This window comes from Propionibacterium freudenreichii subsp. freudenreichii (assembly GCF_000940845.1).
Taxonomy (GTDB): domain Bacteria; phylum Actinomycetota; class Actinomycetes; order Propionibacteriales; family Propionibacteriaceae; genus Propionibacterium; species Propionibacterium freudenreichii.
In genome coordinates this window covers 2,320,295-2,335,067 of sequence record NZ_CP010341.1, presented here as the reverse complement: position 1 = coordinate 2,335,067, position 14,773 = coordinate 2,320,295, and the positions used below count along the sequence as shown (strand labels likewise).

The following is a 14,773-nucleotide window of genomic DNA, read 5'->3' as shown; positions in this document are numbered from 1 at the left end:
TCATGACACCCAAGATGATATCGATCGGCGAGTCCGTGGCGTCGTACAGCCACGGCAAGGTGGTGGGCAACCTGCTGTTCACCTCGGGGGCGACCCCGCACGACCTGGACACCGGCGAGGTGCGGGGATCCACGATCGAGGAGCAGACGCGCCTGTCGATCCAGACCCTCGAAAAGATCCTGACGGCCGCCGGCTCAGGATTGTCCGACCTGTTGCAGGTGCAGGTATTCCTCAATGACATCGGCGCCGACTATGACGGCTTTGATGCCACCTACAAACAGATGATTCCGGGGCCCTTCCCGCCGCGTGCCACGGTGGGTGCCGAATTGCCCGGATATCGCATTGAAATGATCGCTACAGCATATGTGAGTGGGGACGAGTCATGAGAACAGTCATTGTGGGTGCCGGCGTGATCGGCCTGGCCGCGGCCTATGAGTTGATGAAGGCCGGCCACGACGTCACCGTGTTGGAGGCCGACGGCTACGGCAAGGGGCCCTCGCACGGCAATGCGGCGCTGGTCACCAGCGTGCTGTCATTCCCGGTGCCGGCGCCCGGCACCATCCCGGTGGCCGCCAAGGCCGTGCTCACCGGCACCGGCGCCGTGTCGGTGCGTCCCCACGTGCAGCCGGGATACCTGTCGTTCCTGCTGCGCATGGCCCTGGCCACGCGCAAGTCGGAGTTCGTCAAGGGCACCCTGGCGCAGGACATCATGACCCGCATGGTGTCCGACGGCTACGGCGAATACCTGGCCGACGGGCTGAAGTTCGAGATGCACGAACAGGGCTCGCTGCACACCTTCACCCATCGCGAGGCCTTCGAGGCCGGCCTGGCCGTGTTCGACGGCTTCGACCGGCTGCGCGACCGCATCCGGGTGCTCGACGGCCCCGAGGCGGTGCACCGGGTGGACCCCACCCTGTCGCCTGACATCCTCTACGGCTACTACGCCCCCGATGATGTGCAGGTGGAGCCGGCGTCGCTGATGAAGGCCCTTGTGGGGGCCCTGGTCGACGGCGGGGTGAACCTGGTGGAGCACAGCCCGGTCACCGGATTCCGACGCTCGGGCGACCGCGTCGTCTCGGTGATCTGTGACAAGACCGAGTTCCCGGCCGACCACGTGATCCTGGCGGCGGGCGTCGCCACCAGGGAGCTGGGCAAGAAGCTCGGGGTGTCGGTGCCGGTGTACTCCGGCGGCGGCTACTCGGTGGACGTCAACATCAACCGGGCCGAGCTGCGTCCGCGCACGTCGATCATCACCGATGACACCCACATCGCCGTCACCCCGCTGGCCTGGGGGCTGCGCGTGTCGAGTGGCATGATCATCGGCCAGACGCACCCGAAGATCCCGCAGAGCGTCTTCAACGGATTGATGAACGACCTGCGGCAGGCCTATCCGCACGTGCCCCTCGACGACGTGGAACCGGGCTGGGCCGGGCTGCGTCCCATGTCGGCCGACGGCGTGCCGATCGTCGGCCACCTACCCGGCTATGTCAACACCTTCGTGGCCACCGGGCATGCGATGCTCGGGCTCACCTATGCGCCGCCCACCGCGCGCGTGCTGCATGCCCTCATCGACGGCGTCGCGCCCGCCGACTACGGCGCCTTCTCGATGCGACGCTTCCAGAGGGCCGCCGCATGAACGCGACGAGCCCCTATGGATACCTGGCCCCCGGCCAGCCGATCGGCAAGGTGTCGATGGCGCCGGGCCAGAACATCGCCGGCTACCACGTGGGCATCATCTACATCGAGGACGTCTGGTATCCGATGGTGCCGGGCAATGTGGTGAACGCCAGCACCTGGGAGTTCCCCGTGCTGCTGCAGCCGGTGCGTGGCATCGACATCCCCGCCCTGTTCGGCCCCGAGCACAAGGACCTCAGCAAGCCCGTGCTGGAGGCCTGCCGTGAGCTGGAGCAGCGTGGCGTGCGGGCGATCAGCTCGGCCTGCGGCTTCTTCGGCCGTTACCAGGCCAAGATCGCCCCGAAGCTGGGGGTGCCGGCGGCGTTGTCGTCGCTGGTGCAGATCCCGTGGATTCGCACGGTGCTGCCCGGACGCAAGATCGCCGTGCTCACCGCCGATTCCGATTCGCTGGACCCCGAGATCCTCGAGGCCTGCGGGGTCACCGACACCTCCGACCTGGTGTTCTGCGGCTTCCAGTACGAGCCGCAGTTCTCGGCCATCAACCAGCACCGCGGCAGCTTCGACAACAACCAGGTGGAGCACGAGCTGGTGTCGGCCGCCGAGGAGGCGTGCCGCGACCCCGAGGTGGGCGTGATCCTGCTGGAGTGCAGCGACATGCCGCCCTATGCCGCGGCCATCCAGGCGGCGGTGGGCGTGCCGGTGTTCGACTTCACCACCCTCATCCGCTGGCTCAATGGGGCCGTCGCCCAGAGGCCATATGGCGGGTGGGTGTAGGGGTGGGGTTGGGTTCGAGCGGGCCGGCTCGTCCCCCCCGGGTTCGTCCTGGTTCGTCACTAGGTGGATGGTTGTGGTGATTAGACGCATCGAAACCTTCCACTTAGGGCCCGATCGGGCTGGTTCCGCCGCCATCTGGCCGCTGAGTGGGCAGTTGTGCGGGAATGACGCCGCACAGGTGTCCACCTAGCGGGGTTTGGGCCGGACCAAGGGTCCCGGGCCGAGCTGACGGGGCTTGGGTTGGACCAACTGAAGCGCCCTGGGTCTGATGGAGACTCGCGCTATTTGATTCCGATCAGCAGATTGCTGTCGTTGGGGACAGCATAGAACGCGTTCTCGAACTCGGCGGGTGGGACGTCTCCGAGGTATCCGTGGAGGCGCTGCGTGTTGTGCCAGTGCACCCAGCCGAGCGTCGCGAGCTCGAGATCCTCGACCGTCTTCCACGGTCCCGAGCGGGTGGGCCCGCGAACCAACTCGGCCTTGTAGTAGCCGTTCACCGTCTCGGCCAGGGCGTTGTCATACGAATCGCCGACGGTCCCGATCGAGGGTGTCGCACCGATCTCTGCGAGGCGTTCGCCGTAGCGAATCGATGTGAATTGACAGCCCGCGTCGCTGTGACACCGCAGATCCTCATGGTGGGCGCCTCGGGACCAGCGCGCCATCTCGATCGCGTCGAGGACCATCTCGGTGCGCATATGTGACGCGACCCGCCACCCCACGATCATCCGGGAGAACGCGTCGATGATGAAGCAGACGTAGGCGACGCCAGCCCAGGTGGGCACGAATGTCAGATCGGTCACCCAGAGCCGGTTCGGTGCCGTCGCGGTGAACTCCCGCTTGACCAGGTCCGGGTGCCGCGACGACGCCGGGTCCGGCCGCGTGGTCTTCACCCGCTTCGACCGCCTCGCACCTTCGATCCCTGCGACGCGCATCAGCCTCGCAGTCTGGTCGCGGCCGATCATGATGCCCCCACGCCGGGCAGCCTTCCAGAGCTTGCGGACCCCGTAGACGCGGTAGTTGGCCTCCCAGATCTCGACCAGCTGCGGGATCAGTTCCTCGTCACGCAGCGCACGGGCAGAGGGCGCACGGGTCTTGGCGGCGTAGTAGCTGCTCGGAGCCACCTGCAACAGTCTGCAGATGAGCTCGACTCCGAGCCGGCGACCGTCCACGACGTCGTCCTTGTTCGCGTCGATGAACGCGACTACTTCCGGTAGTGGCGGTCGAGCTCCGCCCCGAAGAAAGACGCCGCCCGTTTCAGCACCTCGTTGGCCCGGCGCAGCTCCCGATTCTCTTGCTCGAGCTCTTTCACCCGCTGCTCCTCCGCCGAGCTCACACCGGGGACGACACCGTCGTCGACGTCGGCCTGCTTGACCCACATCCGCACGGACTCGACCCCGTAACCGAGCTGCGTCGCGACCCGCTGCACCGTCCCCTGCGTGACGCCCAGCTCCGCGCGCAGCGTCCTCACCATCCGCACCGCGGCGGCCTTCTCCTCGACCGAGTAGCGACGCGTCGTCGGCTTCCCATTCGCCAGTTCCTTCGGCATAACCCCATCCTCGTTTCCAAGGTCAGGAGTCTCCAACAAACTCAGGGCGCTTCAAACGGGCTTGCCCGGCGGGTTTGGGGCTGGACGTGTCACCTATGTGCCGACTCATGGCGTCGGAACGGCCGGGGACGGCAAGCGGGTGGGGACGCGCCCCGCAAGCAGGGCCGACGTGCCACGATGAGGCCATGAGCACGCTATTCACCAAGATCATCAATGGCGACATTCCCGGGCGCTTCGCCTGGGCCGACGACACCTGCGTCGTGTTCGCCACCATCGCCCCGATCACCGACGGCCACATGCTGGTGGTGCCGCGCGCGGAGGTGCCGAAGTTCACCGCCGCCGATGACGCCCTGCTCGACCACCTGATGAACGTGGCCAAGGTGATCGGCCAAGCCTGCGAGCAGGCATTCGACTCGCCGCGCGCCGCCCTGCTGATCGGCGGCTTCGAGATCGAGCACCTGCACATGCACGTGCTGCCGGCATGGGGCGAGGCCGAGCTGAGCTTCTCCAACGCCCGAGACGACGTGCCGGGCGACGAATTGGACGCCGCCACCGAGCGGGTGCGCGCAGCCCTGCGCGACCTGGGCTTCGGTGCCCACGTGCCGCCGGCCATGGATTCCGCGGCGCTGGCCTGAACGATGGCCCACCATGACGAACCCCCGGCCCGGGGCACCGGAGGCGTGGCGCGGGGTACTGGCACCACATCGTCGGACGACGTCGCGCCCACCCCGGTGCCCGGGGCGGTGATCACCGTCTCCGACCGTTGCGCCTCGGGTGAGGCCGAGGACATCTCCGGGCCCCTGGCGGTGGAGCTGCTGGCCGGGTTCGCGGTGCAGTGCCAATCAGCCCGGGTGGTGCCCGACGGCATCGACTCGGTGCAGGACGCGATTGCCCGCGCGATCTCGGAGGGCGCCCGGGTGGTGCTCACCACCGGCGGCACCGGCATCTCGCCGCGCGACCTGACGCCGGAGGCGACCGAGCCGCTGTTGGTCGCCCGCTTGGACGGCGTGGCCGACGCCATCCGGCGCCGCGGCGAGGAACACGTGGCCACCGCCCTGCTGAGTCGCGGGCTGGTGGGCATCACCGGCCACGGCATGGATTCGGCGGTGGTGGTGAACGCACCCGGGTCCACCGGGGGAGTGCACGACGCCATCGCGGTGCTCGGGCCGCTGGTGGCGCACCTGATTGACCAGCTCGACGGAGGAGATCACCCCAGCCGCTGAACCGGTGTGCCCTGCGGAGCCGATGCGCCGTCCGGGACAAGTGCGGCACCCTAACTAGTCGTCGCCGGGACGTGTCCAGTCGCCGGAGCGTCCGCCGGCCTTGTGCACCACCTTCGCGCCACGGATCTCGACCATGCGGTCGACGCCCTTCACCATGTCGACCACGGCCAGGGCGGCCACCGTGACGGCGGTCAGCGCCTCCATCTCGACGCCGGTGCGGTCAGCCGTGCGCACAGTGGCCGAAATGTCCACATGGTCGTGGGCGAGTTCCAGATTGACGCTGGCGCCGTGCACCCCGATCACATGGGCCAGGGGCAGCAGGTCGGGCGTGTGCTTCGCCGCCTGGATGCCCGCGATCCGCGCCACGGCCAGCACATCGCCCTTGGGTACGGTGCCCTGCTGCAGGGCCGCCATGATCGCAGGCGAGCAGTCAACCCGTGCGACGGCAGTCGCCTCCCGCACGGTGGGCTGCTTGCCCGTCACGTCCACCATGTACGCGGTGCCGTCAGCACGCAGGTGCGGAAGGCCATCGGCACGCAGATGCGGCAGCTCGCCCGCCGTCCGGTCGTCGGGCCGTTGATTGCCGGCGTGCTGATCACTCATGGAAGTCCTCGCTGGATCGTCGCGCGGACAGCGGCGTGCCTGCGCGGGTGTCAATAAACTGCAGCCGGTCGCCGGGCGCCACCCGGCCGACACCGGCCGGCACCACGCCCAAGCCGTCGGCCAGCGGCAGGGACGCCACCAGGTGCGAGCCCGAACCCAACCGATGGATCGGGTGCACCGTGCCGTCGGACGCAAGCCGCAGCGGGATGAACTGGGTCTTGGCCGGTGGTGACGACCATCCCTCGCCGGCGCTCACGTCGACCGTGCGAGGTGCTGTCGTCGTGGCGCGTCCGGCCAGCACCGCAATCAGCCCTGTGGCGTACACATGGAACGAAACGAACACGCTCACCGGGTTGCCCGGCAGGCACAACACCGGCACCCGCCCCGTCGCGACCCCGAGCGTCCCGACGCCCTGCGGGCCACCGGGTTGCTGGGCCACGTGGTGGAAGCGTACGCCCATCGGCTCGAGCACCTGGCGCACCACCTCGTAGGCGCCGGCCGAGATGCCGCCCGCGGTGAGCACCAGGTCGACGTCGTGCCAGCCGGCCAGCGCCTCCCGCAGGTGCTGTGGGTCGTCGTCGGTGCGCACCACGGCTGCCACATCGGCTCCGGCCCCGCGCACCAGTCCCCGCAGCAGCACGCTGTTGGAGTCGGGCACCTGGCCGGCGGCGAGCTCGTCACCGGCTCCCACCAACTCGGCGCCCGTGGTGACGATCCCAACCCGCGGACGGGGGTGCACGGCCAGCTCGCGATATCCCACCGAGGCGGCCGCGGCGAGCGCCGTCGCGTCGAGCAGGGTGCCGGCGGCCAGCACCGGTGTGCCCACCGCCACGTCCTCGCCAGCCTGCCGGATGTTCGCGCCGCGCCGAGGGAGCTCGGTGATCGTCACCGATGCCGGTGGCCGGCGGACGCCCGGTGCGTGATCGGTGTGCTCCACCTTCACCACGGTGTCGGCGCCGGCGGGCAGCGGTGCCCCGGTCATGATGCGCCAGGCCGTGCCCGCCACCAGCTCATGGGGCGAGGTGTCGCCGGCCGGGATGTCGCCGGCCACCGGAAGGGGCGTGCCGGGCGTCACATCGGCGAAGCGCACCGCGAAGCCGTCCATGGCCGAATTGGTGAAGGGCGGAACCGCCAGTCGCGCGTCCATATCGCGGGCCAACACGGCGCCGAGGCAATCGCGCGCCGGACGCCCGGGGGCAGGAAACCCCTTGTCAGGGCGTGGTTCGGCGGTGCCCCCGGTCTGGGCGGACGAGCGGGACCCGACTCCCGTGGGCTGTGTGGCGGGATCGTCGCCGAGCAGTGGCAGCGTCAGCGGCGCGAGGGGCGCGGCCAGCGCGTCGACCAGCGCGCGGTGTTCGTTGACAGTCAGTGGTTCATGGCCGGTCAGCGGCTTGTGGGCCGTCAGCGGTCCCTCGACGGTCAGTGGCTCGTGGCCGGCCAATGGCTCATTGGCCCTCAAGGACTCGCCCCCGGCCCGTGGCCCATGGTCCGGCGCGGAGCTGCCCGGGGAAGTGCTCATGGTGTGTCTCCCGTCGCATCATGGCGGGCAGAGCTGTCGGGCCCGTCGAATCTGTCGGGTCTGCCGGATCTGTCGGCCGAACTATCAGACCCATCGGGGCCGGCGGCGAAGGTCAGCACGCTGTAGCGGTTGCGCGCCGCGTCCGCCACGAGTGCGCGCCCGATCAAGGGCTCGCCCACCCCGGTGATGAGCTTGGTGGCCTCGGTGGCCATGGCGGTGCCGGCCTGCCCCACCACCGAACCCAGCACGCCCACCTGCGGGCTCGCGGGCGTCGTGCCCGGCGGCGGCACGTGTGGGTAGACCATGCGCAGGGTGGTGGCCGGCACCCCCGCCGGCGGCCGCGACCAGAACACCGACACCTGGAAGCCCATCGACACCACGGTGCCCCACACCAACGGCACGCCGCTGTCGGCACACCAATCGGCCACCAGGTACTTGGCCGCGAAGTTGTCGGTGCAGTCGATCACGAGGTCCCACTCGGCGCCATGGGCGTCGAGGAAATCGCGGGTGACATTGCCGAATTGTTCGACGCGCACCGAGGCGTCCAGCGCGCCGAGCCGTCGCGCCGCCGACTCGGGCTTGGCCATGCCCACATCGGCCTCGCCGTGCAGCAGCTGGCGGGCCAGGTTGGTCACCTCCACCACATCGGAGTCGCACACACCCAGCGTGCCGACGCCGGCCGCGGCGAGGTACAGCAGCACCGGTGAGCCCAGTCCGCCCGCGCCCACCACGAGCACGCGGGCCGCCCGCATGCGGGCCTGGCCGGCGGGTCCGATGCCCGCCACCAACCAGTTGCGACGATGCCGGGCCAGGCGCGGATCGTCGGCGTCCACATCCTCAACCGGGGTTGACAAGGGGATTCGCACGCCCATCAGGCGATTCCCGACCAGCTGTGCGTGCCGTCGGCAAGCTGTTGGTTCTTCCACACCGGCAGCTCGGCCTTCACCTGGTCGACCAGGTCGGTGACCGCGGCGAAGGCGGGTCCGCGGTGTGGGGCGGCCACGACCACCACCATCGCCGTATCGCCCACCTCGAGGTGTCCGATGCGGTGCCAGGCCTCGATGCGGCCCAGTCCGTCACGCTCGCCGATGCCGGCGGCAATGCGTGCCAACACCCGTTCGGCGCTGGGGTGCGCCGAGTAGTCGATGGCCTGCACCTGCGTGCCGGCGTCGTGGTTGCGCACCACCCCCGCGAAGGTCACCAGCGCCCCGCAGCGGGGGTCTGCCGCGGCCTGCGTGATCGCGGCCGCATCGAGCGGTTCGGAGGTGATGCCGGTGCGGATGTCAGTCATGGATTCCTCCCAGGATGCGGATGTGGCCGTGCGGGGCAGGCCCGGAGTTGGCGTCGGTGCCCGGGGTGGATGGTGCGCGGGGTGGACGGTGCGCGTGCCGATCAGCCGCCGGCGAAGGGCGGCAGCACGTCGACCACCGCACCCGCGGGCAGCGGCGCATCACGGTCGGCGGGGCGCTCGTTCACCAGGAAACTCGACACCCGGAGCACCTTGGCGAGCCCGGCGTGGCGTCCGGCAAGGTGGTCGACGAGCTCGCCCAGCGTGGTGGGGTGCTTGTCGACGCTGATCTCCTGCGCGCCGATCTCGTCGAGGCCGATCTGCTCGGAATCGGTGCCGGCAGCTTCGGCGGCGGCGGCGAAGTAGCGGATGTGCGTCATGGGCTTCTCGCTCTGTTCGGGGGATTGGGAATCGTGCTGCCCGGTGGTGCGTGTCAGCACCAGCTCGGCCTCCATGCCGGGTCCGGGTAGATAGCGTGCGACCACATCGTCGCAGGCAGTGAGCTCAAGTGCACGCTCGACCATGCCGCGACGCAACTCCAGCGCCAGGGGATCGGGCTCCGGGGTGCCGGGTTCGTCGCCGTCGCCACCTGCTGGACGGCCCACGGGCTGGCCGAACGGGATGGCGGTGAGCACCAGGGTGGTCGCCTGCTGCGGGTGGACATGCACCCCGAACCCGAAGATGTTGAGGAACATCCGGATCTTCTCGAGGTGGTCGGCCAGCGGGAACTGCGATTCGGGCAGCGAGAAATCGTGGTGGTCGGGCACCTTCATCAGCGTCAGGGCACGTCCGCCCCAGTCGCAGCCTACCCGGCGGGCGGCGCGCAGCGGATCGGGGACGTTGGCGCGCAGGTAGTCGAGGAAGGCTGCGCAGACCTGGTCGAACAGCTGGGGTGCACCCACGGGCCCGGCGGGCACGTGTGCCGAATAGCCCAGGGCCGGGCGTCCGCGTCCCGACGCCGGGAGCCGCTGCGAGGTGACCAGCCCGATCCGCAGCAGCGCGTCGAGCGTCTCGCGCACCGAGCTGACGTGGCGGCCCAGCTCGTGGGCCAGCTCGGTGACGGTGACCGGCGAGGCATGCGCGCCGATGCGTGCCAGCAGCGTGTACTGCGCGCCGGTCAGGTGCGTGATGGTGTCCAGTTGGAGCGTGGTGGACGCCATGTCGCCGGTGTGCGCTGTGGACGCAGCGTTGTCAGTGGACGCAGCGCCGGTCTTGGACACAGTGCCGGTCCTGGACGCGGTGCCGGCTTTGGACACCGTGCCCACTGGAGACGCAGCGCCGACTTTGGACGCAGTGCCCATTGGAGCCGCAGTGCCCGTGGTGGACGCAGTGCCGGCCGCCTGCACGGTCACCAGCCGCGCGGCTTCGGGGTGGCGGCCACCTCGCCCTTGCGGGAGCGGTAGACCACATAGGGACGCGTCGGATAGCCGATCGGTGCTGACAGCACGTGCACCAGGCGCGTGAACGGCCACACGCAGAACAACAGCATGCCCGCCACGATGTGCAGCTGGAACGCCAACGGCACGGTGGCCATCAACTCGGGTTGCGGGTTGAAGGTGGGGATCGAGCGGAACCACACCGAGATCGTCTCGCGGTAGTTGTAGCCCGGATCGCCCAGCACCTGCGTGCTCACGGTGGCGATCGTGCCCAGGATGATCGGAATGCACATCAGCACATAGGTGACGATGTCCATGCGCGTGGTGGCCAGTCGCACCGACTTCACCACGATGCGCCGGTAGAGCAGTCCGCCCAGGCCGATCAGGGTGGCCAGCGCCGCCAGGGACCCGAGCACGGTGGCGCCCAGGTGGTACATCTGCTCGGACACGCCCAGCGCGCCCGTCCACGACTCGGGGATCGCCAGCCCCACCACATGGCCGGCGGCCACGCACAGGATGCCCAGGTGGAACATCGGCGAACTCCACCGCAGCAGCGCCGACTCATTCCACTCGCTGGACCGGCTGGTCCAACCGAACTGGTCGGTGCGGTAGCGCCACACCAATCCGGTGACCAGCAGCACGATCGACACATAGGGCAGGGCCACCCACAACAACATTTCAACCAGTGACATGGTGCTCACTTCCCTCTTCCGTGGGGGCTGGGCGCGTGCGGGTTGGGTGCGTGCGGATTGGACGCGTGGAGCCCGGGTTCGTGGGTGTTGGGCTCGTGGGGGCCGGGTTCGTGGGGGCCGGGTTCGTGGGGGCCGTGTTCGTGGGGCCCGGGCTCTCGGGTGTTGGGCTCGAGGGGCTCATGCAGGGTGGGACGCCCCACGCCCACCAACTCGGTGGGCGGGCCCTGGGCGATGAGGCGGCGATAGGCGGCCATGGTCTCGTCGCTGGCGGCGGGCAGGGTGCGCACGATGGCCTCCAGCAGGTGGGCATAGGGCGAGTGCGCCGACCGCAGTGCCGTGCGGATCACCTCCAGCCCCTCCCGGTTGGCGGCCAACAGCGCCTCGCCGGTGCCGGTGTCGTCCAGCGCGCACAGCTCGAGCACGATCGGCAGGTAGTCGGGCAGCTCCTCGCGGACCTGGCTGAAACCGGCCCGGCGCATCGCCTCACGGAACGCCAACAGCGCCTGCCCGCGGCCACGGGTGTCGCCGTGGGTGAAATAGGTCAGGGACAGCGCGCAGCGTCGCCGCTGGTCGAACACCTCCACATAGTGTTCCTGCAGCGCCCGGACGCCCAACTGCTCGGCGGCCGCGCAGAAGGCGTCGATCTCCTCGCGCACCGGGGCCGGCAGCGCCCCCACTTCGGCGCGCACCGCACCCAGGGTGGTGGCGAGCGCCTCGTCGGGATAGTCGAGCAGCAGCGAACAGGCCATCCGCGCGATGCGGCGCGGGGCGTCGTCAAGCGTCACGGTGTCGGCCACCGGCACGCTGGGAAGGCCCACGAACTCGCCCATCAGATCACCTCCAACGGCAGGGTCGGGCCGCCGGGGGTGTGCCCGCCGGGGAAGGCGCGGGCGTCATATCCCACCGGGCAGCCCTCGAGCTCGGTGATGCCGCGCGGCATCTCGGGATGCGTGGTGGGAATCACGAAGCGGTCGTCGTACTTGGCAATCGACAGCAGCCGGTACATCGCCTGCACCTGCTCGCCGCTCATGCCCACCGCCGCCGCGATCGACTCGTCGGGCGGGTTGTCCATGAACACATCGCGCATATAGGAGCGCATCGCTGCCAACCGGCGCAGCGACAGCTCCACGGGGGCGGGATCGCCGGCCGTGAACAGCCCGGCCAGGTAGTCGAGCGGAATGCGCATCTGCGAGATGGCCGACAGCAGCACCTTGTGGTCCTCGCCGTCGCTGCCACTGGCGGTGACCGCGTCGACCACCGGGCTCAGCGGCGGCACGTACCAGACCATCGGCATCGTGCGGAATTCCGGATGCAGGGGCAGCGCCACGCCATAGGTGGAGATGAGGTCCCACACCGGCGACGCCTGCGCGGCGTCGATCCACGAGTGGGGCACGCCGTCGGCCTGCGCCCGGGCCACCACCTCGGGATCGTGGGGGTCGAGCAGGATCTCGCGCTGGGCACGGTAGAGGTCGTGTTCGTCGGCCTGCGACGCGGCCCACGACACCCGGTCGGCGTCGTAGAGCAGCACGCCGAGGTAGCGCAGCCGCCCCACGCAGGTTTCGGAGCACACCGTGGGCATGCCGGCCTCCAGACGCGGATAGCACAGCGTGCACTTCTCGGCCTTGCCGGTCTTGTGGTTGAAATAGACCTTCTTGTACGGGCAGCCCGACACGCACATCCGCCAACCACGGCAGCGGTCCTGGTCAACCAGCACGATGCCGTCCTCGGCGCGCTTGTACATGGCGCCCGAGGGGCAGGCCGACACGCAGGTGGGGTTGAGGCAGTGCTCGCAGATGCGCGGCAGGTAGAACATGAACGAGTCCTCGATGGTCTTGGCCACCTGCAGGTTCATCGCCTTCAGCACGGGGTCGGAGTCGAGGGTCTCCATCGAGCCGCCCAGGTCGTCGTCCCAGTTGGGCCCCCACTCGATGGTGTCGATATGGCGCCCATCGGTGGACGACGTGGCGCGCGCCACCGGGATGTTGCGCTCCCCGGCCGGGGCGGTGAGCAGCTTGTCGTATTCGTAGGTCCACGGCTCGTAGTAGTCATTGACGTCGGGCAGCGTGGGATTGGCGAAGATGTTCGCCAGCGTCCTGGCCCGGCCGCCCTGACGCGGCACCAGCGCGCCGGACTTCGTGCGACGCCACCCGCCCTTCCAGCGGTCCTGGTCCTCCCAGGTGCGCGGATAGCCCACGCCGGGACGGGTCTCCACATTGTTGAACCAGGCGTATTCCATGCCCTCGCGGTTGGTCCACACCTGCTTGCAGGTGACCGAGCAGGTGTGGCACCCGATGCACTTGTCGAGGTTCATGATCATTGCGATCTGCGCCATGACCTTCATCAGAACTGCACCTCCTGGCCGCGGCGGCGAATGAGGGTGACCTCGTCGCGCTGGTTTCCGGTGGGGCCGTAGTAATTGAACGAATATGACAACTGGGCATATCCGCCGATCAAATGCGTCGGCTTGATCATGATGCGGGTCAGCGAATTATGGATTCCGCCGCGCTTTCCGGTGCTCTCGTTGAGCGGGGTGTTCATCGTGCGTTCCTGGGCGTGGTGCATGAACACCGTGCCGGCCGGAATGCGGTGCGAGACGATCGCCCGCGCCGACACCACCCCGTTGCGGTTGTGCGCCTCGACCCATTCGTTGTCGCGCACGCCGATGCGCTCCGCGTCGGCGGGGCTCATCCAGATGGTCTGCCCGCCCCGGCCCAGCGTGAGCATATAGGGCTCTTCACGAACGAGGGTGTAGCGCGGGTCTGAATCCGCCGGCTTCGAGCAGCGACCGAGCGATGTAGTGGCTGAGGTTGCGGAAGCCGAGGGCCGTGCCGCGGAGGTGTTCGAGTCGGCCGTTGATCGCTTCGGTGGGGCCGTTGCTGGTGCCGGGGCGGTCGAAGTAGCCGAGCACGTCCGAAGCGCGCTGTGTGAGGGTGCGGGCGAGTTTGCGGATCTCGACGAGCTGCTCCGGGACGCTGGCGCTGATCTTGTCGATCGTGTGCGCGAGGAAGAATCTGCCCAGGCCGCGGTCCTTGTCCCGGTAGGCGGTGATCATGTCTTGGTAGATGCCCCACGTCGCTTCGACCTCGACGTGCCTGTCGTCGGCGAACAGGGCATCTAGCCGCGCCTGCTGCTTGTCGGTGAGCAGACCGGCACCGGTGAGCAGGGTCCGTCTGGCCTGGTAGAGCGGATCGCCCTTCATGCCCCGCCGGCCGAAGACGTCGTGCTGTACCCGGCGTCGGCAGTTCTCCAGCGCGTCACCGGCGAGCCGGATCACGTGGAACGGATCCATGACCGGGGCCGCGTCGGGCAGTTCTTCGGCGGCGGCGGTCTTGAACCCGGTGAATCCGTCCATGGCGACGACCTCGATCCCCTCTCGCCAGGGCTTCGGTCTGGCGGCGAGCCAGGTCTTGAACACGGCTTTCGAGCGTCCGGCGACCATGTCCAGCAGCCGTGCCGGGCCGGTCTTGTCGCGCACCGGGGTCAGGTCGATGATCACGGTCACGTACGTGTCGCCGTGGCGGGTGTGTCGCCACACGTGCTCGTCGACGCCGATCGTGGTCACGCCCTCGAACCGCGCCGGGTCATCGATCAGCCGCCGGCGGCCCTCGGCGAGGATCGCGTCGTTCGCGGCGGACCAGGACACCCCCAGCCCTGCCGCGACACGCGTGACCGAGAGATGATCGAGGACCAAGCCCGCCAGCCCCCACGCCAACCCACCGCGGGAGATCTTCGCCCGTACCGGCGCGGCGGCCGTGGTGTCTTGCCGCCAGACCCGCCCACACCCGCAGCATTTGTAGCGCCGGACCCGGATCAGCAGGGTCGTGGGCCGATGCCCGAATGGCTCATGCGCGAGCCGACGGATCACCGTGTCGCGCGGGGCGCCCTCGCATCCACACTCGCGGCACCACCGGTCCGGCTCCACGACACGGCACTCGATCACCGCCCGATCCGGGTCCAGACGCTGCCCGACAGCCTCCAGGCCGAGCTCGTCGAGACCGCAGAACGTGGTCAGGCAAGGTGTAGTGAAAGTAGGGTGTGACACGTCGAGGTCTTCCGGCAGATGGCGAGTGTGAGAACTTCCATCCTCAGGGAGACCTCGACCCCTACCCGGCCACCG

Annotated in this window: 14 protein-coding genes, 2 pseudogenes and 1 other annotated feature; of the genes and pseudogenes, 5 read left to right on the top strand and 11 right to left on the bottom strand. The window is 69.2% G+C overall.

What is annotated here, in order from left to right; translation table 11 throughout:
* Positions 1-2: 2 nt before the first annotated feature.
* The 3 genes from RM25_RS10210 to RM25_RS10200 are packed head-to-tail and all read left to right on the top strand — an operon-like array spanning position 3 to position 2,409.
* Positions 3-386, top strand: a complete 384-nt coding sequence (locus tag RM25_RS10210; protein WP_013162018.1) for a RidA family protein — start codon at positions 3-5, stop codon at positions 384-386.
* On the top strand, positions 383-1,636 hold the full coding sequence (locus RM25_RS10205; protein WP_080774553.1) for an NAD(P)/FAD-dependent oxidoreductase: 1,254 nt from the start codon (positions 383-385) through the stop codon (positions 1,634-1,636). Before RM25_RS10210 ends, RM25_RS10205 begins: the two co-directional genes overlap by 4 nt.
* Complete coding sequence (locus RM25_RS10200; RefSeq protein ID WP_013162016.1) at positions 1,633-2,409, top strand: aspartate/glutamate racemase family protein; 777 nt, start codon at positions 1,633-1,635, stop codon at positions 2,407-2,409. The genes RM25_RS10205 and RM25_RS10200 overlap by 4 nt, the downstream gene beginning before the upstream one ends.
* A 281-nt stretch (positions 2,410-2,690) precedes the next feature.
* Here RM25_RS10200 and RM25_RS10195 read toward each other — a convergent pair.
* Positions 2,691-3,955, bottom strand: a protein-coding gene (locus RM25_RS10195; protein WP_230579935.1) for an IS3-like element ISPfr12 family transposase whose coding sequence is annotated in 2 segments (ribosomal slippage) — positions 2,691-3,652 and positions 3,652-3,955 — 1,266 coding nt in all. Because the reading frame shifts where the segments join, the coding sequence is not laid out codon by codon here.
* Positions 3,522-3,656: a sequence feature (AL1L pseudoknot), on the bottom strand. It overlaps the preceding gene by 135 nt.
* 185 nt (positions 3,956-4,140) lie before the next feature.
* Between RM25_RS10195 and RM25_RS10185 the strand changes: the two genes are divergently transcribed.
* Both RM25_RS10185 and RM25_RS10180 read left to right on the top strand, forming a co-directional pair.
* Positions 4,141-4,590 carry an HIT family protein gene (locus RM25_RS10185; RefSeq protein WP_013162015.1) on the top strand — a complete coding sequence of 150 codons (450 nt, stop codon included), beginning with the start codon at positions 4,141-4,143 and terminating at the stop codon, positions 4,588-4,590.
* Between the two features lie 3 nt (positions 4,591-4,593).
* Positions 4,594-5,178 (top strand): MogA/MoaB family molybdenum cofactor biosynthesis protein, encoded by a 585-nt coding sequence (locus RM25_RS10180; RefSeq protein WP_230954672.1) that lies wholly within the window; start codon positions 4,594-4,596, stop codon positions 5,176-5,178.
* 54 nt (positions 5,179-5,232) lie between these two features.
* Here RM25_RS10180 and moaC read toward each other — a convergent pair whose 3' ends face one another.
* The 10 genes and pseudogenes from moaC to RM25_RS10130 form a co-directional block, all read right to left on the bottom strand.
* Positions 5,233-5,781 (bottom strand): cyclic pyranopterin monophosphate synthase MoaC, encoded by a 549-nt coding sequence (gene moaC, locus RM25_RS10175; protein WP_257009029.1) that lies wholly within the window; start codon positions 5,779-5,781, stop codon positions 5,233-5,235.
* Positions 5,774-7,300: a molybdopterin molybdotransferase MoeA gene (locus RM25_RS10170; RefSeq protein ID WP_230954671.1), complete on the bottom strand. Its 1,527-nt coding sequence runs from the start codon at positions 7,298-7,300 to the stop codon at positions 5,774-5,776. The genes moaC and RM25_RS10170 overlap by 8 nt, the downstream gene beginning before the upstream one ends.
* Positions 7,297-8,172: a HesA/MoeB/ThiF family protein gene (locus tag RM25_RS10165; RefSeq protein ID WP_036943402.1), complete on the bottom strand. Its 876-nt coding sequence runs from the start codon at positions 8,170-8,172 to the stop codon at positions 7,297-7,299. Before RM25_RS10165 ends, RM25_RS10170 begins: the two co-directional genes overlap by 4 nt.
* Entirely contained in the window at positions 8,172-8,591 is a 420-nt protein-coding gene (locus RM25_RS10160) for a molybdenum cofactor biosynthesis protein MoaE (protein ID WP_013162009.1), read from the bottom strand. Before RM25_RS10160 ends, RM25_RS10165 begins: the two co-directional genes overlap by 1 nt.
* A gap of 101 nt (positions 8,592-8,692) precedes the next feature.
* Positions 8,693-9,808 (bottom strand): MoaD/ThiS family protein, encoded by a 1,116-nt coding sequence (locus RM25_RS10155; protein WP_055346827.1) that lies wholly within the window; start codon positions 9,806-9,808, stop codon positions 8,693-8,695.
* Between the two features lie 128 nt (positions 9,809-9,936).
* A complete protein-coding gene (narI, locus tag RM25_RS10150; RefSeq protein ID WP_036943471.1) occupies positions 9,937-10,656 on the bottom strand; it encodes a respiratory nitrate reductase subunit gamma in 720 nt (239 codons plus the stop codon).
* 197 nt (positions 10,657-10,853) lie between these two features.
* A pseudogene (gene narJ / locus RM25_RS10145) lies at positions 10,854-11,405 on the bottom strand (nitrate reductase molybdenum cofactor assembly chaperone); the annotation flags it as partial.
* An 80-nt stretch (positions 11,406-11,485) separates the two neighbouring features.
* A complete protein-coding gene (gene narH, locus RM25_RS10140) occupies positions 11,486-12,997 on the bottom strand; it encodes a nitrate reductase subunit beta (RefSeq protein WP_044636422.1) in 1,512 nt (503 codons plus the stop codon).
* Positions 12,997-13,383 (bottom strand): annotated as a pseudogene (locus RM25_RS10135) (molybdopterin dinucleotide binding domain-containing protein); the annotation flags it as partial. The pseudogene RM25_RS10135 and the gene narH, both read right to left, overlap by 1 nt.
* A gap of 7 nt (positions 13,384-13,390) precedes the next feature.
* Positions 13,391-14,698 (bottom strand): ISL3-like element ISPfr1 family transposase, encoded by a 1,308-nt coding sequence (locus RM25_RS10130; protein ID WP_044635864.1) that lies wholly within the window; start codon positions 14,696-14,698, stop codon positions 13,391-13,393.
* Between the last annotated feature and the right edge of the window lie 75 nt (positions 14,699-14,773).